A 23820-nucleotide genomic window follows, 5' to 3' on the forward strand; every position below is an offset into this window, starting at 1 on the left:
GTGAAAGTGAGATTATATATTGCTGAAAAACCCAGCATGGGCGCCGAAATAGCAAAATGTCTACCTGGACCGATCAGCCGTAAGGATGGCTATATAACAACTGGTGATGGTGTAGTTACCTGGGGATTTGGGCACATTCTTCGTCAAGCTGAGCCAGGTGAATATGATGAAAAATACCAAAAATGGCGGATGGAAGACTTGCCGATTATTCCGGGAGTCTGGAAACTTTTAGTCACAGAATCATGTAAAAAACAATTTGGGATAATCCAAAATCTAATAAATAAAGCAACAGAGATAATTCATGCAGGTGACCCTGACCGAGAAGGTCAGCTGCTGATTGATGAAGTGCTTGACTACATAAATAATGAGAAACCAGTGCGTCGCATTCTTTTGAATGCGCTTGACGAAAAAAGTATAAAGAAGGCTATTGCCAACTTACGGGACAACAAAGATTTTTTTAATTTAAAACAATCGGCACTCGCCAGGGCGCGTGCGGACTGGCTGATCGGGATGAATCTTTCTCGGGCCTATACGCTGGCGGCCCAGCGGGCAGGGCATAGACTGACTTTGCCGATCGGGCGGGTTAAGACACCGACCCTTGCACTTGTTGTGAGACGTGAGCGGGAATTGGAAGATTTTAAGCCATTAGATTACTATACAATCAAAGCTGAATTCCAGCATATTAATGGCAGCTTCATAACTACATGGAAGCCAAAGGATGAACAAATAGGGTTGGATTCTGAAGGGCGGCTAATCGCGGAGACTGTAGCAAATGAATTAGTCAATAAGCTTGAGACCTCGGATAAAAATGCTGTAATCTCATTTTGCGAAACAGTCGAAAAAAAAGAACCGCAGCGGCTTCCTTTTTCTCTCTCAGCCTTACAGGTTCTGGCTGGTAAAAAATATAATTACGATCCGCAAACTGTATTAGATACAGCTCAAAAGCTTTACGAGAGGAAGCTAACCAGTTATCCGCGTTCAGACTGTGATTTCCTACCGGAATCGCAGCATGAGGATGCCCCAGTGATTCTAGATAACTTAAGATCAATCGCTCAAAGTGAGCTCGCTAACTGGTCAAGCGGTGCTAAGGCATCTCTTAAAAGCAGGGCTTGGAACGATAAGAAAATTACAGCACATCATGCTATCATACCTACTCAAGAAAAGTGTAATTTTGCCGGCTTAAGCGAGACAGAAAGAAATATATATTTTCTTATCGCTCAAGCGTACATTGCCCAGTTTTACCCAATTCATATTTATGATCAGACTCGCGCTGAAGTGCAGTATGTTGATGAAACCTTTACAGTAAGCGGTCGGATAATTACTGAGGTTGGATGGAAAGAAGTATATGGGGCGGATGCTGAAGACAAAAAGGACGAAGATAGTAATTCTTTGCCTGCTATGTCTAAGGGGGATAGTGCTAACTATATTAGTGCGGCAGTTGACAAAAAGGCAACTAGACCGCCGACTCGCTTTACGGCATCTACACTATTAGCGGCTATGAAAGAAATCCATAAATATGTAAAGAACCCAGAATTAAAAAAACAGCTTAAGGACGTTAGTGGCATTGGGACAGAGGCAACTCGTGCTACTATAATTAATGAGCTGATAACCCGTGGCTTTCTGCGTGAAGAAAAAAAGAAAAAATATCTACTCCCAACAGATGCTGCTTATATTTTAGTTGATGCATTACCCGACGATATGACCTATCCTGATTCTACTGCTCTGTGGGAAAACAATTTACACAGTATGGCCAGCGGTGCGGAAAGTTTAGACACGTTTATTAGTCAACAAGTTGAGTTTACAATTAAGCTTTGTTCGAAAGCTATAAGTCTTAGTATTCCGCTAAAAGGTGAGTACCCATGTCCACAGTGCGGGTTAGGAGTTTTGCAAGCTAGAAACGGTAGGAACGGTAAGTTTTGGGGGTGCTCGGCATATCCGCAGTGTAAGGCGTCCTACGACGACCACAATGGACAACCAAAGAAACCTGAACATAGTTGTCCCCGCTGTGCAAAAGGTGCTCTTCAGCAGATAAACGGTAAAAATGGTAAGTTTTGGGGATGTACTAAATTTCCGATATGCCGAGCAACATATAATGACAAAGATAATAAACCGGATGTTCCGGTACAAATGGAAATTAAGAAACCAATTAAAGTAACTTTATAGGAGCGAATAAAATGAGTGAATCATTTACTAAGTTAGGAATAAATGAACAGTTAACTGCAGCCTTGCAAAAAGCTAACATAACTGTTCCTACTGCTATACAGAAGCAAGTTATCCCTATCGGATTGTCAGGAAAAGACGTGATTGGCCAATCCGCTACGGGTACAGGAAAAACACTTGCATATTTACTTCCTATCTTGCAAAAGATTGATGCAACAAAACGGGAGAATCAGGCAATTATTTTAGCGCCAACTTATGAATTGGCTATTCAGATTCAACGTCAGGCTGAAATGCTTATCGATAATGGTAATTTAGAAATTAATGCCGCACCCATTATTGGCAATGTCAATATAGCCCGTCAAATTGAGAAGCTAAGAGAAAAGCCTCACCTTATTATCGGGTCAAGCGGGCGCATTTTAGAATTGATCCAAAAAAAGAAGATATCATCGCAGACGGTTAAGACAATTGTATTGGATGAAGCTGACAGATTGCTTGACGACCAGAATGTGACAAGTGTTAAGGCGTTAATTAAGACAACTTTGCGAGATCGTCAGATAATGTTGTTTTCTGCAACGATTACGCCAAAAACGATTGAAAGATCCAAAGAATTTATAGGCGAATTTGAATTAATTAAAGCAACTGGCGCGGCTGATGTAAAGCCCGATATAGAGCATCTATTTGTAATTGCCGAGCATCGTGATAAAATTGAGGAACTTCGTAAACTAGTAAGAGGCTTAAATGTTGAGCGTGGATTAGTTTTTGTAAATAAAAGCGATGAGATCGAAATTGCTACTGCTAAGCTGAACTTTTTAGGATTGAAAGCATCGGGCTTACATGGCGGTAGTGAAAAGCTGGATCGCAAAAAGGCAATCGAAGATTTTAGAAAAGGCAAGGTACAGTTGCTTGTAGCATCAGATGTTGCCGCACGCGGTCTAGATATAGTCGGGGTAGATTTTGTCTTTAATTTAGCTATGCCTGATGACCCTCAAATATATCTGCATCGTGTTGGCAGGACGGGACGAGCTGGCCGCAGCGGCACTGCTTTCTCAATTGTTGCTCCTCAGGAGAAATATATCATCGAGAAACTTGAAACAAGTTTAAAGATAAAGATTTCTGCTAAATATATTGCTAATGGACAAGTGCTAGATTCTAATATCCGCCGTAAACCAAACAGTTTTAAAACTAAAGCTAAGGTTAAATAATAAAATTTATCCGTGGATAAAATTATTTATTGACAAATAGTAATATATATAGTATTATTACATAGATTATTGCGATGCGATAAGCGACCATTAGAAAGAGTAAAACTGCCCGAATTATCTCTTTAATCTAATGCGTAATTGGTAGTAGTCGAAAGGTAATTAGCGGCTGATGACGTGCCAGAGGTGCGTTGTAATTACCAATTTGTTGAAGTTTGGAGGAATTAATAATGGAGCAGCGTATAAAGCAGCTTTTGAAGCGATTAGCCTTTTTGGGCTATTGTTCCTTTGCGATCAAGAGTATTATTCAGGAAGCTATCGGTAAAGACAGTGTTGTAGAAATTGATTTTACACAATCTGTTGAAGTAGTTAAGCATCTTGAATTTTATGAACAACTTGGTGCAGAGTTTAATCAAGTTTATAGTAAGTAAAACTATATAGGTAAACGAGAGTATAGGTGACTATACTCTCGTTTTTATTTTTGTATAGACTTATCTTAGGACGTAATAGCCTTTTTATAAGATATTTAAGAGGTATAAATAATAACCTGGAGCTGTTTTACAAATACTTTAAATGAAAAGAATATGACTGGGGGTGCTGATTTTTTGAAAAGCGATAATGGGTTATCTGCGTGGCAGTTAGCTATGATGGCATTAGGAACTGTTATCGGCGGCTCTTTTTTTCTGGGATCTGCAGTAGCAATAAAAGCTGCCGGTCCGGCTGTTATAATTTCTTACATTATTGGCGGGGCATTAGTATTTGTCATCCTTTATGCATTATCCGAAATGACTGTTTCAGATAATGCGCCAGGCTCATTCAGGACATTTGCTCATCGAGCTTTTGGACCAGCTATTGGATTTGTAGTCGGATGGGTGTATTGGACGGGACTGGTGCTAGCCATGTCTAGCGAAGCTACTGCGGTTTCAATTTTCCTTAAAAATTGGTTTCCGGGCGTATCTATTCCGCTGCTCGGCTCTTTAATCATTATAGCTGTCACCTTGCTTAATTTGTTGGGGGCAGACGTTTTGAGCAAGTTAGAAAGTGGGTTGGCTTTAATAAAAATATTTGCGGTCACAGGCTTTATAGTAGTGGGGATTGCTTTGATCAGCGGCGCCTTAAATACGGGGGCTGCAATTGGAGCTGGAGAACTGCTCAATGAGCCTTTGTTGCCAGGTGGAATTGGAGGAATTGCCGGAAGTATGCTGATCGTGATGTTTACATATGCCGGTTTCGAAATAATCGGACTAGCTGCATCTGAAGCACGTGATCCTCACAAGACAATACCACGGGCTATAGCTTACACAGTACTAGCACTCGTTGGCTTGTATGTAACAGCGGTAGGCGTTCTGCTGCCGTTAATACCTACGGCTAGTTTAATTAGTGAGGAAAGCCCATTAGTCGCTGCATTAGCGAGATGGGGAATGGGGTGGTTTGGTTCAATAATGAATATTGTTCTAATTACAGCTATTCTATCTACTATGCTAGCGGCAATGTTTGGCCTTGGTCGGATGCTTAGATCGCTGGCTGACGAAGGGCATGCCCCTAGTTGGATTAGAGATAATGGTGATATTCCTTACCGTGGAATATTGTTCTCAGGAGCCGCTATGCTAATTGGGCTAGGGTTTGCATTTATTCTCCCAGAACAAGTTTATCTCTTTTTAGTAAGCTCAGGCGGGTTTTCACTGCTGTTTGCTTATATTGTAATTTTGGCGACTCATTATAAGCACCGCAAGAAAAATGGCTGTCCACCTAATGGAAAGTGCCAACTTCCGTGGTTTCCATATACATCTTGGTTTGCGCTAGCTGGCATAACGGCGATAATTGTTAGTATGCCGCTTATACCAGGTCAAGGCGCTGGTTTGACTGCTGGAGTAATAATGATTGGTCTATTTACGACACTATATTTTATTCAAAATCGTTACCGAGCGACTACTGACCAATCCTCTGTGCCTTCTAAAATGGAGATACAGTTTGAAATGTCAGAAGAATTAACTAACAATGATTTAAAAGAAAAAAGAATCCAAAATGAAGCACAAAATCAAAATTGTAATAATAAAAAATAAAAAGGAGGATAAATAGTCTAAAATTGATTATTTATCCTCCTTTTCTTCTGGTTTGCGTGCTAGAATAACTAATCCAAATACCAGTAACATTGCAATTATACTTAGGATTAAGCATGCTAATGTGCCAATAAACTGTTCAAATAAACCGGAAACGATTAACCCTGCGATTGCGCCCGCGGAACCAGAAGTTATATAATAGGTGACTAGCTTAGGTGATGGATAAGGGAGTTGTTGTGTCCCGTACGACAAGAGCGAAGCATAAATGCCGGAATAACCAAATCCCATTAGTGAAGATGCGATAACTTTGTAAGTTAGACCAGGGACGATTAGTAAGATAATGAAAGAAATGATGGCAGAAACTGAACAAATCAAGATATATCGATCAATTTTTATGAATTTTATTATATAACCTGAAAAAAAACGGCCGATTGCCATCAATACGAAGAAAAAGAAGAGTATAGTACTTGCTTCTTTTGAGCTTAGGCTTAAATTTTGGCGAAAATATACTGCAGTCCAATTTACCAGAATAAACTCAGACAGCACGTAGCAAAAAAGAGCTGAACCTATATAATAAATTGGTTTGCCCCATTTATCGGTATTTGCTGCATTTCGCAATGGGCAGTCTCGCCTAATATGTTTAAAATCGGAATTTAGTGTAATGGTACCAGTGATTAATAGTAAGAACAGTGAAACACAGAAAAATAGCTGCCAGGTAAAATATTTAATTAAAATACCGCTTATAAAAGGGGCAGCTACTGCACCAAAACTATAAAAGAAATTCAGCATATTAAGATAAGATGGGCGGGCGTTGTTATCGTAAAGATGGACTATTAGATAATTCGCAATAGATATGAGCATGCCATTACTTAACCCTAACATTAGCATACTTGCAGCAAACAGCAATAATTTGGAACTGGAAATCATTGTGATCAAGCTAGTAGACATAATTAAAAGTGCAGCTAAGATAAGTGCTTTTAGCGGCATCGTTTCGAGGAGTTTACCAGACAAGGGCATCATTGAAGTGCTTCCAATTGGCAATAGGGCCAAAATATAACCAATAACGAAGGGTTCTACTGCAAAGGTTCTTGAGATATCTAATAACACAATGCCAAATAAAGTTGTTGTTAAACCGAGTGAAATGAAAACGAGGTAGGCCAGGTAGGTCAATTTGCGCAATAATTGCGGCCTCCTTATATTAGAATTATATTATTCATTTTAGAGTAATTAAGCTTAAATGCAATAGAGATGTTATAGATAGTGTTAATGATAATCAAAGGGGTTTCCATGGTCACGCTATTAGTAATAACTTTTACATGCTCAAATCTTGTATAAGGTATAGCCTTTACAGTAGTTTAAAGTTTTATCTTTAGATGAATATGTGTTAAAGTTAATTATAATAAGTGTTTTTATTTCTGATGAATTATAAATGGAGTAATGTTTATGAATATAATGTCAATCGAAAATTTAACTAAGGCTTACGGCGAACGAGTTTTATTTAACAGTATCAGTTTAGGAATAGAAGAGACTGATAAAATTGGTCTTATCGGAGTTAACGGTACGGGAAAATCAACATTTCTTAGAATTATAGCAGGTAAGGAGCCCGCCGATGCTGGAAATATTATTAAGGGAAGTAATAGCAATATTGAATATTTGCCGCAAAACCCAGACTTTGACGAATCTGCTACTGTCCTAGAGCAAGTGTTTAAAGGGCATTCACTTGTTATGGTCCTGCTTAGAGAATATCAACAAGCATTAGACCAAAGTATGGTAAATCCAGATAGTCCGGAATTACAGCAGAACTTAATACGTTTGAGTCAGCGGATGGATTCAGCCGACGCTTGGCAGTTAGAGAGTGAGGCAAAAGCAATCCTTACGAAATTAGGTATCAATGATTTTACTGCTATAATTGGAAACCTCTCAGGCGGACAAAGAAAAAGAATAGCACTGGCAAGTGCTTTGATAAATCCAGCTGAACTGCTTATTCTTGATGAGCCAACCAATCATTTAGATAATGACACGGTAGAATGGTTGGAACAATACCTCCATAAGCGCAAAGGTGCACTAATTATGATTACTCATGATCGTTATTTTCTTGATCGTGTTGCGAATCGCATGATTGAACTGGACAGAGGTAATTTATACAGTTATTCAGGCAACTATACTAGTTTTCTGGAACTGAAAGCTGCACGTGAAGAGCAGCGCGAGGCAAGTGAGAGAAAAAGACAAAATCTGTTTAGAAACGAACTTGCTTGGATTAAACGTGGAGCACGAGCTCGAACAACTAAACAAAAGGCACGTATTGACAGATTTGAACAACTAAGTGCTATTAAACCGCAGCTTGCTGACAGCAAAATGGAGATACTAGCGGGAGTCAGCAGACTAGGACGAAAGATTATTGAATTGGACAATATTGTAAAGAAATATGGTGATAATACACTAATAAAAAGTTTTACTTATACGCTGCTAAAGGATGACCGAGTCGGAATAATCGGGCCAAATGGACAAGGAAAATCAACGTTACTAAATATTATTTCAGGTAAGGTTAGTCCAGATTATGGAACGGTCGATGTAGGTCAAACCGTTAAGATTGGCTATTTCTCGCAGGAGAACAGCGATTTAAATGAAAATATGAGGGTAATTGAATATATAAAAGAAGAGGCTAATTACCTGACTACAGCCGATGGAAGTGTTATTACGGCTGCGCAAATGCTTGAAACCTTCCTATTTCCGCCTAATCTGCAATGGACACCAATATCTAAGCTTTCCGGTGGTGAAAAGCGCCGTCTTTATTTACTCAAAGTATTAATGGGAGCACCAAATATTCTATTGTTAGATGAGCCAACTAATGATCTTGATATCCAGACATTAACTGTGCTTGAGGATTATCTTGATGGTTTCCCGGGTGCGCTCATTATAGTTTCACATGATAGGTATTTTTTAGATAGGTTAGTTGATAAAGTATTTGCCTTTGAGGGCAATGGAGTTATATCCCAGCACAATGGTGGATATACGGAATATCAAGAAGAATTAAAACAAAAAAGCATTGAAAAACAGCTAAATGAAAAAGATAAAATAAAGAAAGATACTGACACCAACACAAAGTTCAATGTGTCTGTAGGTGGACGGAAGCTTAAATTTACCTATGCCGAGCAGCGTGAATATGAGCAAATCGACGACAGTATAGCAGACGTTGAAAATGCTTTAGAGAATGTCCAAAGGCAAATAGAACTGGCTGGGAGTAATTTTGAAGCGCTCCAAGAACTGATCAACGAGCAGAAGGTTTTTGAACAAAAACTTGAAGAGTTGCTAGATCGTTGGACCTATTTAAACGAATTGGCTGAGAAGATCAAAAACGGTAGCTGCTGAGAGTATTAGTGATAGTAAAACTGTAAGTGATTTTAAATCGCTTGCAGTTTTTTTGTACAATAAAAAAGTAGTAACTTTCTTAACATGCATAAGTGGTAATATCGACTTGCACTGTCGCTAAGGCTCGGCTTAAGCCGTGTTTTCTTTACTTTATTAATTGAAAATTTAAGATCAAAAAATAAATAATAACCTGGAAAAATATTACAGGATTGACAACTAACAACTTTGATGATATTATTGAGTTGTTAGTAAGAAAATGGGAGGTGCAGGAATGAAAATTGCTCTTGTTGGATTGGGCCGAACTGGAGAAGTAGTTGCCAGGTATTTATTACAAAAGGGTGCATTGAGTATGGTAATGTGCCGTCCGAACAGTTCAAAAGTTAATAAAGACCTTGGCTCTATACTAAACATGCAAGAAACGGGAATAATCGTTGAGCCAACCGACCATCTTGAGGAAAGACTATTTTATCGAAAACCGGATATAGTTATTGACTTTTCCTGCAGCAGCTTCTTAAGAGATAATATTAATACTCTTGCTAAATGTGGTGTAAGTGTTGTTACAGCAGTTACAGGCTATGATGCAGCCGAAATCAATAAAATCAGAAATGTTGCAGAGAAAGGCAATATTGGTGTTGTAATGGCACCGAATATTACCTATGGAGTCAATATATTAATGTTAATGGCCGAGATAGCCGCAGAGCTGATGAGTGATTACGATTTTGAAATATTTGAAGAACATCATAAATATAAAAAAGATGCCCCGTCAGGTACAGCAAAAAAAATCGCGGACAAAATTAGGAATAATGGAATGACCTATAGGGAAATTCCTACGCACGCTGTTAGGGCTGGCGGAATTGTTGGCAAACATAAAGTATTGGTTTGCGGCGAATATGATCAGCTGGAAATTTCTCATGAGTCGTTTTCAAGGGTAGCCTTTGCTCAGGGGGCATATAAAGCCGCACAGTTTATATACGATAAAAAAGGATTCTATGAAATGAATGATATTTTCGAATATGAAAAAAGACAGAGAAGTCTTATTATGAGTGAATGTAGAGCAGAGCAGACGTTGGCTGAACTAGATCTCGCGTAAATTTACTATGTTAGTGATCAGTAATATAACAATATATTTATAAAAAGTATCTTCCTAAGAGGAGGGTACTTTATTTGTATTTTGGCTTAGAATTATACTTAATAAATTTCGAAATGATAAATATTTCTTTGGTAAAAGTTGCAATTTATTGGCTAGATGCTCTAATATAAAGTAGAATAGTATTAAATGCTCTTTCGGAGGGGTTTTTTGTAAAATGGCATCAATGTATCTATCTATTGCAACTGATATTGCACAGCGTATTATTAACGAAGAGTTTACTGTTGGCAGCAGAATCTCCGGGAGAAGTCTATTAGCAAGCCATTATAATGTGTCTTCGGAAACGATCAGGAAGGCAGTGGCGCTTTTAAAAGATGCAAATGTAGTAAGTGTTTCACAAGGGAAAGAAGTTTCTGTGCTCTCAGTGGAGCAAGCCTATCAATTTATTGAACATCATAAAAGCATGCAATCGGTTTACTCGTTACGGCAGGAAATTGAAATATTATTAACGAAAAAAAATGAGATTGATGTGAGACTTGAAACTATTCTAAACGATATAATTGGCTATTCCGACAGGCTTAAAAATTTAACACCATATAACCCTGTTGAAGTGCGGGTACCCGATGATTCACATATTATTGGTAAGACAATTGCTGAAATAAGATTATGGCAGCATACAGGCGCAACCGTCGTCGCAATACGCCGTGATACGGATATTATCATTTCGCCTGGCCCGTTGGCTACTATTCATGCCGAAGACAGGCTGGTAGTAGTAGGCGATGCCGAAGTTTTACAGAGGTCAATGGCTTTTGTAAATAAAAAGAAAATTGGTCTAGATGAGGATGAAATATAATTATAAATTACCTAAGGACAAAAGCAGTAATGTGAGTGTCTTTGGGAAAAATATTAAGGAGGATTTACCCATGCAGTTTAAGTTTGTGCATAACAATTTTAATGTCCTAAATCTTGAAAAAAGTCTTGCTTTTTATCGCGAAGCATTAAGTCTCGTTGAAGTAAGGCGTAAAGAAAGACCAGGCTTTACCTTGGTGTTTTTAGGTGATGGAAAAACTCAGCACAATCTTGAGCTTACTTGGCTGCATGATCGTACCGAGCCATATAATTTGGGTGAAAACGAGTTTCATCTGGCATTTGTCGTCGATGACTTTGATAAGGCTTATGAATTACATAAGAATATGGGCTGTATTTGTTACGAGAATAAGGACATGGGAATTTATTTTATTTCAGATCCGGATGGCTATTGGATTGAAATTCTTCCTGAAAACCGGTAATTTTAAAAATTAAATAATAAAGATACTAGCACTGGGCATAATTATGCTCAGTGTTTTAATTAAATCAGGAGGGAATAAGATGCCCCAACTTATTATTCGAGGCATGGAAAAAAACTTAATAAAAAAGATGAGTAAACAGTTGGTAGACGAGCTTACCACCATAATAGGCTGTCCGCGGGACTATTTTACTATTGAAGCAGTTAATTCAACATTTGTTTATGATGGCGAAGAGGTTTCAGGATCTCCTATTGTGCAAGTAAACTGGTTTGACAGAGGTCAGTCGGTGCAAGACCAGGCTGCGGCCGTTATAGATCGTAATATTCGAGCTTTGGGGCACGATCAAGTTGAAATATACTTTATAACTTTAAGCGAAGAAAAATACTATGAAAATGGACAGCATTACTAATGGCTAGAAATTAAACATTTAGAAGTACAAAAACCGGGGCATTTTGAGCCCCGGTTTTTGTGCTTCTAAAATCTACTCACCAAAACAATTACATATTTTTATGATCGAGAACTAAAAAAATAAAAATTAGTACTAATAAACATTAGCAAATTGGCTGTGTTTTTCATAGGATGGAACAAATATATAAGTGCCCACAAAGGAGGAGTTTACATGAGATTTTTTGGTTGTGACAACAATAATGATGATATTTTAATCGTTCTAGCAATAATCCTACTCCTTTTCGTCTTGTTGCAAGATGATACATTTACGAGCAGATAATAGCCCAACCCCTTCAAAACTAGTCGCTGCTGTTGGCAGCGGCTAGTTTTTTTTGTTTTCTAGAATTGATATGTGGTAAAAATAGACATAATAGAAATAGCACAAATTATGCATCCATGACGGGGGAGTAAATGAACGATACCGCCTTGCTTTTATCAAGACTGCAGTTTGGTATTACTTTGAGTTATCACTTCTGGTTTGTAGCACTTACATTGGGACTATCAGTTTTAATTGCTATAATGCAAACTATATACCTGGTTAAGGATAAACAGATATACAAGACAATGACCCGCTTCTGGGGGAAACTATTCATAGTCAACTATATAGTCGGAGTAGTTACAGGCATAGTTCAAGAATTTCAATTCGGTATGAATTGGTCAGAGTACTCGCGGTTTGTTGGTGACGTATTTGGAGTTCCATTGGCGTTTGAAGCTTTAACTGCATTTTTTATAGAATCAACTTTTATTGGGATTTGGGTATACGGCTGGGACCACTTTTCGCGCAAGGTACATCTATTAGCTATTTGGCTTGTTGCTATAAGCAGTAACTACTCGGCGTTTTGGATATTAGCCGCCAACGCTTTTATGCAAAAACCAATAGGCTATAGTTATCAAAATGGGCGATTGGAGCTGGCTGATTTATCAGCGATAATGATGAATCCATATTTAATATATCAGTATTCTCATACAGTGCTATCAGGTTTATTAACAGGCGGGCTATTTCTTATGACTGTGAGCGCTTTCTATTTAATTAAGCAAAGACATAAGAATTTTGCTAATAAGTCTTTCAAAATAGGTGTAGTTTGCGCAATGGCTACTACAGCAATGCTTCTTCTTAGTGGTCATCTTTATACTCAATATCTAGTTAAAGCTCAGCCCATGAAATTTGCTGCTATGGAAGCCATATGGGAAACTACAGCTAAGGCACCCTTTTCAATTGCTGCGATAATTGATGAAGAGCAGCGTAGGAATAGAGCTGAAATCAGTGTGCCAGGTATGTTATCAATCATGGCCACAAATCGCTCTAATAGCGAGGTTGAGGGAATAAATGAGCTTCAATACAAATTTTACAGCGAATATGGACAAAACAATTATATTCCACCTGTAGGCATATTGTTTTGGAGTTTTCGCGTTAAAGTTGCTATAGGAGTTTTGCTGTTGTTGCTTTCAGCATATTGCTTGTGGTGGCAAAAAAAGCGGCATTTAGCCTTAAAAATTTCATTGCTAAAAGGGGTTATGATTGCAATGCCATTAATAATTGTTTGCCATACTGCAGGGTGGTTAATCGCCGAATTAGGGCGGCAGCCTTGGATTGTGTACGGCTTACAATTAACCGAACATGGTGTTTCTAAGGTAGTACCTGTTACATATATATGGATCTCTCTTATAAGCTTTGTCAGCATATACGCCTTTATTGCGCTAGTGGCCATGTATATTATGCGTAATATTATTTACGACGGACCTGAAACGCTTGAATAACTTAGATAGGTGGCAAAATGGATTTTAATATAATCTGCTTTGGTCTATTTGGTTTTTTATTACTAGGATATTTAATACTAGAAGGTCTGGATTATGGCGTAGGTATGCTACTGCCATTTGCAGGTAAGACAGAACTAGAAAAACAAGTAATAATTAATTCTATCGTTCCAGTATGGGAGGGCCATGAGGTTTGGCTTATAGTAGCTGGAGCAGTACTATTTGCAAGTTTTCCGGAAGTATATGCAACTTTATTCAGCGGCTTATATCCTGCTTTGTTTTTAATTTTAGTAACTTTAATTTTCAGGGGGGTAGCAATAGAGCTGCGTAGTAAAGAGCGCAGTTTTAAATGGCGGAAAATTTGTGATTGGTGCGTTTTTAGCGGAAGCTTTATTCCTCCATTGATATGGGGAACTGCAATCGCAAGTCTTTTAAAAGGCTTACCTATTGACGGAGATATGCAATACAGCGGCACGATATTTGCCGTACTTAGCATGTACACGGTATCGCTGGGGATAACTTTAACAATGGTATTTTTGATACACGGCTCAACTTATCTGGCCCTTAGACTTGAGCAGGGCCTAGATGAGCGTTTTAAAAATATCGGGCTGCAAATATATAGATATATTTTTATAGTATTTTTAGGTTTTTTTATCCTAACAATAACTGATACTTCGACAGGTGAGAAAACTTTGGCAGTTATCACGTTAGCAATGTCTTTCTTAATTTTGCTTAAAGGCAGCAGACTGCTTAAGAACAGTGAGTATATGCTAAGTCTACTAGCCAGCACAAGTGCAATAATTTTAATATATACAAGTATTATAATCGCTCTTTTTCCAAAAATAATAGTCTCGACGATAAGCCCTGAACATAGCTTAGATATATATAATTCGGCTGCAAGCCAGACTACATTAAAAATAATTGCTACAACAATGTTCGTCGTTTTACCTATAGTTATCGGTTGTCAAGCCTGGAAATTCTATATGTTCTGGGAACGTTTAAGCCCTGCTAAACTTGAGATGAAAAAACTAACTACTACACTTAAGCAAAAGAATAAGGAATTTATAAAGAAGATTGAATTGGCGAAGCTGTTTAGTGAAACTATCAAAGAAATAGTAGATGCATTAAGGAGCAGAGATGGAAATATTATAAAGAATTTAAAACCAGTATACTTTAAAGCATTATTCAGGCATGCAAAAAAATCTAATTGTCTTAGAAATATTAAGCAGGCTTTAGATCAAAAACGAAGAACTGATTAGAATGATTTGTTTTTCGGGAGGTATCTTTTTTGAAGGAACAATACACACAATTAATAAAAGCATTCATACAGCAGTATTCTAATATTGGCGATGAAGCTTGTATAACAGAGATAGCTGGACAAGTGCTAGATTCAAGCTTTCAGTGGATAAGAGAATTCAGCAAAAATCCACATGAGGAAACCATCGTAAATATGATTATTGAACTAAGTGCTGCTAAGACCCCTGCGGCAAAGATGACTTCTCTTTTGGTGCTGGCGTTCGTTTTAGGTACGACTAAAATGCCTACTGATGTTGCGACTGGATTGTTTGATGAGCTATTATTCAGGCTTTATGATGCTGAAACAAGTGATGAAGAATTAACAAATTATAAATCAGTAATAGCCAACTTATATACTACAGCCAACGAAAACTCGCCATTTTAGCTGAAAATCAATCAAAGCCTGAATCCGCAATTTAGCTGGATTCAGGCTTTAAATTTACTGCTAGAATCTTAGTCTTAGTGTATATTGGCTTAAGGTGTTTCCTTTTACATCAACAAAGGTTATGCTGACAGGATCACTAAAGTCCAAGGACGCGCGATTAAGTGTTACATAATCGGAAAACTTTGTTGCTGGCTGAGTCTGATCTGCACGAGGGCTTTTTGCTCTTACTGTAACAGTAAAATCATTACCTGTTTGAACAACCTTTTCAATTCCTATGCCATAACCTTTTGCGCTAGCACTTCCCAATGATGCATAGAGGACAAAGTTTTTCCCGAAATCAACATTTTTTATTGAGTCTATGACACTGCCTGGATAAAGGTCAGCTGTATCACTAAGTCGAGGATCTTGCAGGAGAATACCAAACGACCTATCAGCAGGATAAGTGTTTTCTAACCAGGACCATCCATTGAACTTATCAGAACTGAAAAGGACTTTAGTTTCACCAACATTGATAACTGGCTTGGGCAGAAGGCTTGTATAAGGGAACATGCTAGCTGGTATATATGTTGCTGGATATTTTGAATTACCGATACCGCGGATAGCAGTAATTTCCCAGTCGCCCTGTCTTTTTATTAAATCTACCTTAAAATCTTGACCAGTTGTGCGTACTTGAACAACTGCCTTTAAACCGGTAAGTGACAGTAGACTAAACTTACTGGTATCAGTATCAAAGCCGAAGCGATAAGCGTTATCCCTAACCTCTTTTACGGGATCACTTAATGTAGCGGTTGATTCACTGATCGGCCGCACACTGTCAATGCGCCAGTCGCGGTTATCATGTCTGGATAGTTCCATTCTATACATTCTGCCGTCTGCAGTACGAATGATAACCGTTGCGTTATTATCGGTTCGTTTCTGCAACGAGAATCTATCGCGGTTTGTGTTAAAGCCATATTTATCAGCTTGTTCTCTTGCTGTTTTTAGCGGAGAGCTTTTTGCCGCGAAATATTCATCCTTAGTTACTGTTTGAGAACTGACATTATCTACCTTGGGAGAGGCATGTACTTTAAAAATTGGAATGCTGGGCAGTAGTGCGGAAGAAATTACTGCCGCCCCAGCAAGTGCAGCAGCAATTCGCTTATATCTTCTTTTTTGACCTTTTTTGCTTGAGTTTATCATAAACTGCCCCCTTCTACATATGTTTATATTAGTTTGTCCAAAGTTTGGTCCCAACTAATACAAGCAGTTTTTGGCATAAGAAGGAGGGTTAAATTTTGAATTTAATCAGGAACGGGGGCGTGAACGATTTTTATTAATTGGCGGACGGCCATCTCCGGAAACTTTACGTTTATTATATGGCCTATTGCCGCGGTCATGACGAACCCTTAGAGGTGCTTCTTCTGTCAATTTTATTGGCGTAGTATCCGGCTCTTTTGTCAGTAGTTTAAGGGCGGCAGATATAAGGGAGACAGAATCGATGTCTGTTAAGAGTTCTTCCGCTCGGCCTTTATATTCATCGAAATTGCCTTCTTCTATAATATGGAGCAGCTTGTCCACAGCTAATTTCTGCTGACCCTCTAGAGCATCAGTTATTGTCGGTATCGCCATTCTGACAATTTTTCTTTTGGTGAGTCTTTCGATAGTTCTCAAATGCTCAAGTTCACGCGGAATTACAAAGGAAAGTGCTGAGCCAGTCTGGCCAGCTCGTCCAGTACGGCCAATTCTATGTACATAGCTTTCGGCATCTTGTGGAATATCAAAATTATATACGTGGGTTACGCCGCTGACATCCAAACCTCTTGCGGCAACATCGGTAGCTACCAAAATATCAATCACGCCGTCTCTGAATTGCCGTAATACACTATCACGCTTGGCTTGCGTTAAATCTCCATGAATACCTTCGGCCGAATAGCCGCGTTTTTTCAGAGCTTCGGAAAGTTCATCTACCCGTCTCTTAGTTCTGCCAAAAACGATTGATAGCTGCGGAGCCTGTATATCCAGCAAGCGGCATAGTACATCAAATTTTTGTCTATCTTGTAATTCAATATAGGATTGTTCTACAAGGGGAATAGTGACCTCTTTGCCTTTAATACTTACGAAGGTAGGGTTCTTCAGAAATCTTTGTGATAAGTTTTGAATTGCTTTTGGCATGGTGGCTGAGAATAATAAAGTTTGGCGGCTATCCGGAGTTTCTTTTAATATTTTTTCAATATCATCGATGAAGCCCATGTTAAGCATCTCATCTGCTTCATCTAGGATAATAACTTTAGTTTCACTTAGTCTTATATTGCGGCGATCCATATGATCCATCAAGCGGCCTGGAGTAGCCACAATTATTTGAGGATTTTTTTTCAAGGCTCTGATTTGTCGCCCGATTTCCTGTCCACCATAGATCGGCAGTGCAAAAACATTGGCAAATTGCCCAATTTTATTAAGCTCTTCTGCAACTTGAATTGCGAGTTCTCTGGTAGGTGTTAATATTACGCCTTGTATACCCGCTGTAGTATTTTTTAACTTTTCTATTAGCGGAATACCGAAGGCAGCAGTTTTGCCTGTTCCGGTTTGGGCTTGTCCAATAAGATCATTACCAGCCATTACGGGAGGTATAGCTGCTTCTTGTATTGGGGTAGGTTCCTCGAAGCCCATATCGTTAAGTGACCTGATTAAATAATCGCTTAATCCTAACTCTCTAAATTTATCCAATTCATTCATCTCCTTGTTTGTTCTATTATATATTATAATACCCACACCATTCTTTTACTATAATATGGCTTTTAATAAGGTAATAATAGTATTAGTAATATAGGCACAAAATATAAAAAGATAGCTCCTTTTTACCCCATTTGGTAAATGAGCCATCTTTTTATTATAACATACTTCACCTAATATTGGTAGCCAGGTTTAATACCAAAGATTCTAGCCGCTTGCTGGACCTCACTACAGTTTGCTAATTGGAGTGTGATTAATTCATTTGTTAAGGAATCTCTTACTTTCAATTCACCAGAAAAGTCGAAATACTGCACAAAAGACTCAGGTACACACCTTGTTTGAAGTTCGCTCCATACGATATTTTCGCTCTTATTAAGCATTGCTCTGCCTCCTTTGGACCTTTTTCTACATGTTTATACATGGAGGCTGGAGACTATTACAAAATTTTGCAGAATTTTCAAAATATATAATGTGGAGTGCAGTTAAAAAATTCTTTACAGTATTTCCAGATACTACTATAATTAATACTCATGAGATACTTTAATAATTCTTTATCAAAACCTGCTATAACTGGTTGTTTCATTCTTACTAGTATAGTAGCCTTTATGTATATATATGGGTTTGGTCTTGAACGATTTAAGCCAGAAGCTATTAGTAAATTAATTACTTCATTAGGCTGGTGGGGGCCAATAGCCTATGTGTTTTTAAACACCATTAGGCCGCTGTGTTTTTTTCCGCCAATCATTTTGGCGGTAGCCGGAGGATTAGCTTTTGGACCGATTTTTGGCTCTATATATCTAATTCTTGGTACGGTACTAGGCGCAGTGCTATGTTTTGGGTTAGCGCGTATATTAGGGAACGATAAGATAATTCAGCGTTTCCCTAAGGTACTTCGATTAGAAGCAATAAATGCTCAACTTGAAACCCAGGGGCTTAAGTACATGCTTATACTGAGGTTAGTTCCGGCAATACCATGGGATGCTGTTAGCTTTTTTGCTGGCTTAACCAAAATTAGATTTTGGCCTTATTTTGTTGGAACATTCCTCGGCAGTGTTCCTGGTGCCTTGGCGTTTTGTTATTTGGGTAACGTGATGAACCGCTCGTTCTTAACAGCGTTGTGGGGTGCAGTAATTGTAGTAGTTGTATGTATTTGTTTGCCACACTTGTTATCGCGGGCTGTTTTTAAGAACGATCTTAGCAATATTTATGATAACCACAATCATATAAAACGTTAATTAAGATCTCCTTCATATTAGAAAAGGAGATCTTTTATATTAGAGCTTCTCTTGAATAAGGAATATTACATTGCATTAAACATAAAATTAAATAACAAAATGATGTTAGGGTGTTGCTTATGGATTTTAGCTTAAGGTTAGAGATGCATCAAAAATTAATGATGACGCAGGAACTACGACAGGCTATTGCAATCCTTCAGCTTTCCACACAAGAACTAGCAACAGCATTGGAAAATGAATTTCTTGAGAACCCAATTTTGGAATATGACATAACAAGTAGCAGTGAAAAGCAGTCGGAGCAAGCTAGGTATACTTTTGATGAAATATCAGCATTAGAGAGATATCTATACAGCGGGGGAAAGGATAAAAAAGAACAGATATATAATGCAGATAATCCAAGTTTTGAATTTTTTGCAGCAAGAGAGACCTCATTGCACGATCATTTGGAATTCCAGCTAGATATAACTGTTACCAGTAACCTTCACCATGAGGTCGGACGGTATCTTATAGGTTGCATTGATAATAACGGATATTTAAGGTGCCAAGCAGAAGAAGTTTCTCTTTCTCTTAATGTACCAGTAAAATTCGTACTAGAAACCTTAAATATTATCCAAACATTTGAGCCTGATGGAGTGGGGGCACGCGATTTACGTGAGTGTCTAGAAATTCAAGCTAAGAGTCAAGGTATATACAATAATGTTGTAAAGAAGGTTATTCAAAACCATCTGCAAGATTTAGCGTCAGCTAGATACCGTTATATTTCCGAAAAATTAAATTGTACACTCCCCGAGGTTCAGGAAGCAGTTGATGTAATTCGAAAACTAAATCCTAAACCAGGTTTATCTTATAGTGCTGAAAATGCCGGGTATATAGTGCCAGATGTAACTATCGAACGTGTTAATGAGGAATACGTTATCCTTATAAATGACAGTTCAGTTCCAAAGTTAGTAATTAATCCGGCCTATCGCCAAGCCTCTTCTAGTCAAGATCACGAATTGAAGAAGTATATTGAAAATAGGCTTAATTCAGCAATTTGGCTTATAAGAAGTGTTGAGCAGCGTCGTAATACTTTATATAACGTTACTAAAGCAATAGTTGAGTTGCAGCGAGGCTTTTTCGATTATGGTCCGCAGCATCTTCGCCCGCTAATTATGAAAACAGTTGCGGATCGTCTCGGCATACATGAATCTACAGTCAGCAGAGTTGTAGCTAATAAATATATTGATACACCCCATGGAGTTTTAAGTATGCGCACTTTTTTTGCAAATCGTGTCAATGTTTCAAGCGGCGAAGAATTTATTGCCTCAAACATAAAAAAGGAAATCCAAAGTCTTATTAGGCAGGAAAATTGCTTAAATCCTCTAAGTGACCAGGCGGTTAGCGAATTACTGACTAAACAAGGAATAACTATTTCTCGTCGTACGGTGACTAAATATCGTGAGGAAATGGGGATCGCATCCTCGACAAAGCGAAAACGGTATGATGGTCCTTGAGGGGTTATACTATTTTTCCCAAAAGGGTTTTGGCTAGTCAAGGCAGAAACTGTTATTGAAACTTATTATCAATATAGGAGTTAATATGTTTAAAATAGCTTTACGTGTTTTGATATGCTTGTCGGTCATTCTTTTCTCTTATCATATTGAATTTAAAGCTACTCAGGCTTCTAAAATTGAGGGGGCTAGTAAAGTTCGCTTATCGTGGAGCGCAGTTCCAGATGCAGTGATGTATGAGTTTATAGTTATCAGCAAATCATCAGATAAAGGGCGAAAGACACTTAAAACTGAGACTATAATCACATATAGTGATATATATGCACCAGGGGTTGAAGTTGAATTGGCGACTATTAATGCTGATCCTAAGACGCTTTGGTGGCAGGTTCGGGCACTTAACTCAGACAAAAAACCAATTTCCAGTTTTAGCTCGCCTCGACGATTGAATGATGGTGAACCTGATCCGTCCTCGCCGTTAGCGACCGCCAGGCTGGAAAGCTTCCCTGCCGCTAAACTTTACCAGGCATATTCTTGGATACCTGTATTAGGTGCTGATTCTTATGAAGTACAGATTTTGTCTGCAAAGCAGATGGATCATACGCCTGAAGTTATAAAAAGCTTAACTGTAAGTGGTGGTCGTTCCTTTGACTTATATGACGAGACTGCCTATACACAGGAGGGTGCTTACTGGTGGCGGGTACAAGCCAAGGATAGCAGTGGTAATCCAGTTGGAAATTGGTCGGAAGCTTTACCATTTACAGTAAAGCATGGTGGTTTTAAAGTAGCAGCTTTCGGTGACAGCATTACTCACGGCGGTGGTGCTATATCAAACCCGCCAAGCGATCCGGCTTATGACTGGACAACTTATACAGGGTTTCCTGTGAAAAATTTGGGTCATAGCGGAGACACAACCTCAATGATGAATACTAGGTTTGAAAAAGAAGTATTACCTTTTGCTCCAAAATTGCTTGTAGTTATGGGCGGTATTAATGATCTGCGCGGGGGTGCTGCCGCTGAGGATGTAATTAATAACTTGCGTGAAATTAAGGAAAAATGTCAGGAGCATGGTATTACTCCGATATTTGCTACTGTAACTCCGGTGAATCCGGATGTTATAAAAAAAGTTTTTAACCAGGAGACTGAGGCTAGCTGGCAAAGTGAACGGATTAAGGTTAACAACTGGATTAAAGATCAAGAGTTTTATGTGGACGTTGCCCCATTATTGACTGGACCTGATGGCTTACTACCTCATCTAGCAGCGGCAGATGGTTTACACCCCGATACAAAGGGAAAGGCGCAAATTGGTAAGAAAATAGGTCGCTATCTTAAAAAAAACTTTGGTGAAAATATATAATAAAAAATGCCTAAGAGCCCAGTCAGGGATCTTAGGCATTTCTTTTAGATGACGGCTTTACAGGGGGCACTTTGGCCGTTTTCACGTTCAATAATTCTATCAAGCACTTTTGCAGCAGTTGCGATTACATTGCGGCATTTCAATTCTTCAGTTCTATAACGAGCTTTAAGCGGTCCGCAGTTTATTTCACCCATTTCCTTTCGATAGGTAGAAAATAATTCTAGTGAGAGAGCTTTTATTTTAGTGCTTTCATGGGCATTGTTTTTTACATATAGACTGCTTAGAACCATTACGGCTGCGGTTAATGCGCCACATACACTGCCGATTGCCATACCGCCGCCAAAACCTGCTGATAATTTTAATGTTTCATGACTAAACCCAAGATTGTACGCTTGGTTAGCACCGTACAAAATTTTTTCAGCACAATTAAAATCTTCCTTATCGCCAAAACCTTCGTTAATAAGCTCGTAAAGCATCAGAAATTCCCTCCAATAAAGTTTTTAATTGTAACTATTCTAAAAGCGTAATAAATTAATTCGTGGTTTTAAGATGATTTACCTACCTATATTTAAAAAATGATTAATAGAATAGAATAAGTTAGCAAATTATATTATTAGTGGCAGGTGTTTTATTGATAAATCTCGAATTTAGAAGATACTATAATACTATAGGTATGGGGTAGATAGGTTATGAAGATAAAACGTATCGATGCAACGATTAGTACGGAAAAGCTAAAAGAATCAAAAAATTTTTATATGACTCATTTCGGATTTAATCTTGTATATGAAAGTGACTGGTATATAGAGCTTTTGTCACCTAGCCTTGAAGCCGGAATAAGCTTTACTTTGCCGCAGCGTGAAGAAGGTGAATTTTTTAACGGCCGAGGGCTGATTTTATCTTTTGAAGTAGAAGATGTTGATGCTGAATATTTGAGGCTTAAAAAGGCAGGGCTGAATATATATCAGGAAATGCAGGATAAGCCATGGGGTGAACGCAGTTTTGTAGTCAATGACCCCAACAGGGTTCATATCTATATTTACAAATCAATACCAGCTACACCTGAGTACCAGAAAATTTATGACTCTTTCAAAAAATAATTACTGGACAATGTTAAGGCGTACAGCAGGGCTGTACGCCTTAGTTTACGTAGACAAACAATACGGCTTACATAAAAATAAAAAACAAGCTTCACTTTGCGGTGAAGCTTGTTTGCTGGTGATTTATTTGCTGAAATATCTTTCTAGAAGACCTTTGAAGGCAGCGCCATGGCGGGCTTCATCCTTACACATTTCATGAACTGTATCATGAATTGCATCAAGGCCTAGTTCTTTAGCGCGCTTAGCCAAATCTAACTTACCTTTACATGCGCCGTATTCTGCCTCTACTCTTAATTCAAGGTTCTTTTTAGTACATGCATTTACTACTTCACCAAGAAGCTCAGCGAATTTTGCTGCATGTTCAGCTTCCTCAATAGCGATTCTTTTATATGCTTCAGCAACTTCAGGATAACCTTCTCTGTCAGCCTGACGGCTCATAGCTAAGTACATACCTACCTCGGTACATTCACCCATAAAATTCATTTTTAAGCCTTCAATTACTTCCTCATCTATACCTGCCGCAACACCAATGCGATGTTCATCAGCCCAATTAAGTTCTCTTGTTGACTGTTCAATAAATTTGCCCGCTGGAGCCTTACATTGTGGACAAGCGCCTGGCGCAGTGTCTCCTTGGTGTGCATACCCACAGATTGTGCAAATAAAGTTTTTCATTATATCTCCCCCTATTTAATAATTATTATTAATAGATAATAATAATCTAATTCCTAATTAATAATATACAAGATGTTCATTGGAAAATCAAGCAAATTTTTTTAAAAAAATTAGTTTTTGTTAGACTTTTAATCTTACGCTTGACCAAGTACACTTATTCTTAGGAGTTTTAAACAAAGGACCAGAGTATACATCAGTTGTTTTGGCGATGTATACTCT

22 protein-coding genes are annotated in these 23820 nt (G+C 38.3%); 16 read left to right on the forward strand and 6 right to left on the reverse strand.

Annotation, left to right across the window (positions count from 1 at the left end):
• Nucleotides 1-6 precede the first annotated feature (6 nt).
• From V6C17_RS10940 to V6C17_RS10955, 4 genes are all read left to right on the forward strand, one after another.
• Nucleotides 7-2163 carry a DNA topoisomerase 3 gene (locus V6C17_RS10940; protein WP_333522615.1) on the forward strand — a complete coding sequence of 719 codons (2157 nt, stop codon included), beginning with the start codon at nt 7-9 and terminating at the stop codon, nt 2161-2163.
• Nucleotides 2164-2174: 11 nt separating this feature from the next.
• Nucleotides 2175-3362, forward strand: coding sequence for a DEAD/DEAH box helicase (locus V6C17_RS10945; protein WP_333522616.1), 1188 nt, complete (start codon nt 2175-2177; stop codon nt 3360-3362).
• 227 nt (nt 3363-3589) lie between these two features.
• Nucleotides 3590-3790, forward strand: coding sequence for a hypothetical protein (locus V6C17_RS10950; protein WP_333522617.1), 201 nt, complete (start codon nt 3590-3592; stop codon nt 3788-3790).
• 174 nt (nt 3791-3964) lie between these two features.
• Entirely contained in the window at nt 3965-5422 is a 1458-nt protein-coding gene (locus V6C17_RS10955; protein WP_333522618.1) for an amino acid permease, read from the forward strand.
• A gap of 27 nt (nt 5423-5449) precedes the next feature.
• On the opposite strand, the gene V6C17_RS10960 is transcribed toward V6C17_RS10955, so the two are convergent.
• The gene (locus tag V6C17_RS10960) at nt 5450-6598 is read right to left on the reverse strand and encodes an MFS transporter (RefSeq protein WP_333522619.1); all 1149 of its coding nucleotides are present in this window, start codon (nt 6596-6598) and stop codon (nt 5450-5452) included.
• Nucleotides 6599-6862: 264 nt separating this feature from the next.
• Between V6C17_RS10960 and V6C17_RS10965 the strand changes: the two genes are divergently transcribed.
• The 8 genes from V6C17_RS10965 (at nt 6863) to V6C17_RS11000 (ending at nt 15044) form a co-directional block, all read left to right on the forward strand.
• Nucleotides 6863-8788: an ABC-F family ATP-binding cassette domain-containing protein gene (locus V6C17_RS10965; RefSeq protein ID WP_333522620.1), complete on the forward strand. Its 1926-nt coding sequence runs from the start codon at nt 6863-6865 to the stop codon at nt 8786-8788.
• Between the two features lie 271 nt (nt 8789-9059).
• Complete coding sequence (dapB, locus tag V6C17_RS10970) at nt 9060-9878, forward strand: 4-hydroxy-tetrahydrodipicolinate reductase (protein ID WP_333522621.1); 819 nt, start codon at nt 9060-9062, stop codon at nt 9876-9878.
• Between the two features lie 214 nt (nt 9879-10092).
• Nucleotides 10093-10728, forward strand: coding sequence for a TrkA C-terminal domain-containing protein (locus V6C17_RS10975; RefSeq protein ID WP_333522622.1), 636 nt, complete (start codon nt 10093-10095; stop codon nt 10726-10728).
• A gap of 70 nt (nt 10729-10798) precedes the next feature.
• Nucleotides 10799-11164, forward strand: a complete 366-nt coding sequence (locus V6C17_RS10980; protein WP_333522623.1) for a VOC family protein — start codon at nt 10799-10801, stop codon at nt 11162-11164.
• Between the two features lie 79 nt (nt 11165-11243).
• On the forward strand, nt 11244-11570 hold the full coding sequence (locus V6C17_RS10985; protein WP_333522624.1) for a DUF1904 domain-containing protein: 327 nt from the start codon (nt 11244-11246) through the stop codon (nt 11568-11570).
• Nucleotides 11571-12019: 449 nt separating this feature from the next.
• Nucleotides 12020-13366, forward strand: coding sequence for a cytochrome ubiquinol oxidase subunit I (locus V6C17_RS10990; protein ID WP_333522625.1), 1347 nt, complete (start codon nt 12020-12022; stop codon nt 13364-13366).
• A 17-nt stretch (nt 13367-13383) separates the two neighbouring features.
• Nucleotides 13384-14622 carry a cytochrome d ubiquinol oxidase subunit II gene (gene cydB / locus V6C17_RS10995; RefSeq protein ID WP_333522626.1) on the forward strand — a complete coding sequence of 413 codons (1239 nt, stop codon included), beginning with the start codon at nt 13384-13386 and terminating at the stop codon, nt 14620-14622.
• A 29-nt stretch (nt 14623-14651) separates the two neighbouring features.
• A complete protein-coding gene (locus V6C17_RS11000; protein WP_333522627.1) occupies nt 14652-15044 on the forward strand; it encodes a hypothetical protein in 393 nt (130 codons plus the stop codon).
• A 60-nt stretch (nt 15045-15104) separates the two neighbouring features.
• Here the strand turns inward: V6C17_RS11000 and V6C17_RS11005 are convergent, their stop codons facing one another.
• The 3 genes from V6C17_RS11005 to V6C17_RS11015 all read right to left on the reverse strand — a co-directional run bounded on the left by V6C17_RS11005 (nt 15105) and on the right by V6C17_RS11015 (nt 18133).
• On the reverse strand, nt 15105-16223 hold the full coding sequence (locus V6C17_RS11005; RefSeq protein WP_333522628.1) for a hypothetical protein: 1119 nt from the start codon (nt 16221-16223) through the stop codon (nt 15105-15107).
• 105 nt (nt 16224-16328) lie between these two features.
• The gene (locus V6C17_RS11010; protein WP_333522629.1) at nt 16329-17747 is read right to left on the reverse strand and encodes a DEAD/DEAH box helicase; all 1419 of its coding nucleotides are present in this window, start codon (nt 17745-17747) and stop codon (nt 16329-16331) included.
• A gap of 179 nt (nt 17748-17926) precedes the next feature.
• Nucleotides 17927-18133, reverse strand: a complete 207-nt coding sequence (locus V6C17_RS11015) for a hypothetical protein (protein ID WP_333522630.1) — start codon at nt 18131-18133, stop codon at nt 17927-17929.
• Nucleotides 18134-18358: 225 nt separating this feature from the next.
• Between V6C17_RS11015 and V6C17_RS11020 the strand changes: the two genes are divergently transcribed.
• The 3 genes from V6C17_RS11020 to V6C17_RS11030 all read left to right on the forward strand — a co-directional run bounded on the left by V6C17_RS11020 (nt 18359) and on the right by V6C17_RS11030 (nt 21832).
• Nucleotides 18359-18988 carry a TVP38/TMEM64 family protein gene (locus V6C17_RS11020; protein ID WP_333522631.1) on the forward strand — a complete coding sequence of 210 codons (630 nt, stop codon included), beginning with the start codon at nt 18359-18361 and terminating at the stop codon, nt 18986-18988.
• Nucleotides 18989-19107: 119 nt separating this feature from the next.
• Entirely contained in the window at nt 19108-20481 is a 1374-nt protein-coding gene (gene rpoN / locus V6C17_RS11025; protein ID WP_333522632.1) for an RNA polymerase factor sigma-54, read from the forward strand.
• Between the two features lie 85 nt (nt 20482-20566).
• Complete coding sequence (locus tag V6C17_RS11030) at nt 20567-21832, forward strand: GDSL-type esterase/lipase family protein (RefSeq protein ID WP_333522633.1); 1266 nt, start codon at nt 20567-20569, stop codon at nt 21830-21832.
• Between the two features lie 44 nt (nt 21833-21876).
• Here the strand turns inward: V6C17_RS11030 and V6C17_RS11035 are convergent, their stop codons facing one another.
• A complete protein-coding gene (locus V6C17_RS11035; protein ID WP_333522634.1) occupies nt 21877-22308 on the reverse strand; it encodes a C-GCAxxG-C-C family (seleno)protein in 432 nt (143 codons plus the stop codon).
• A gap of 213 nt (nt 22309-22521) precedes the next feature.
• Between V6C17_RS11035 and V6C17_RS11040 the strand changes: the two genes are divergently transcribed.
• Nucleotides 22522-22929 carry a VOC family protein gene (locus tag V6C17_RS11040; RefSeq protein ID WP_333522635.1) on the forward strand — a complete coding sequence of 136 codons (408 nt, stop codon included), beginning with the start codon at nt 22522-22524 and terminating at the stop codon, nt 22927-22929.
• Between the two features lie 123 nt (nt 22930-23052).
• On the opposite strand, the gene V6C17_RS11045 is transcribed toward V6C17_RS11040, so the two are convergent.
• Nucleotides 23053-23601, reverse strand: a complete 549-nt coding sequence (locus V6C17_RS11045; RefSeq protein WP_333522636.1) for a ferritin family protein — start codon at nt 23599-23601, stop codon at nt 23053-23055.
• Nucleotides 23602-23820 lie beyond the last annotated feature (219 nt).

Origin of the sequence: Dendrosporobacter sp. 1207_IL3150, from assembly GCF_036763085.1 — a bacterium.
Lineage (GTDB): Bacteria > Bacillota > Negativicutes > DSM-1736 > Dendrosporobacteraceae > JBAIYU01.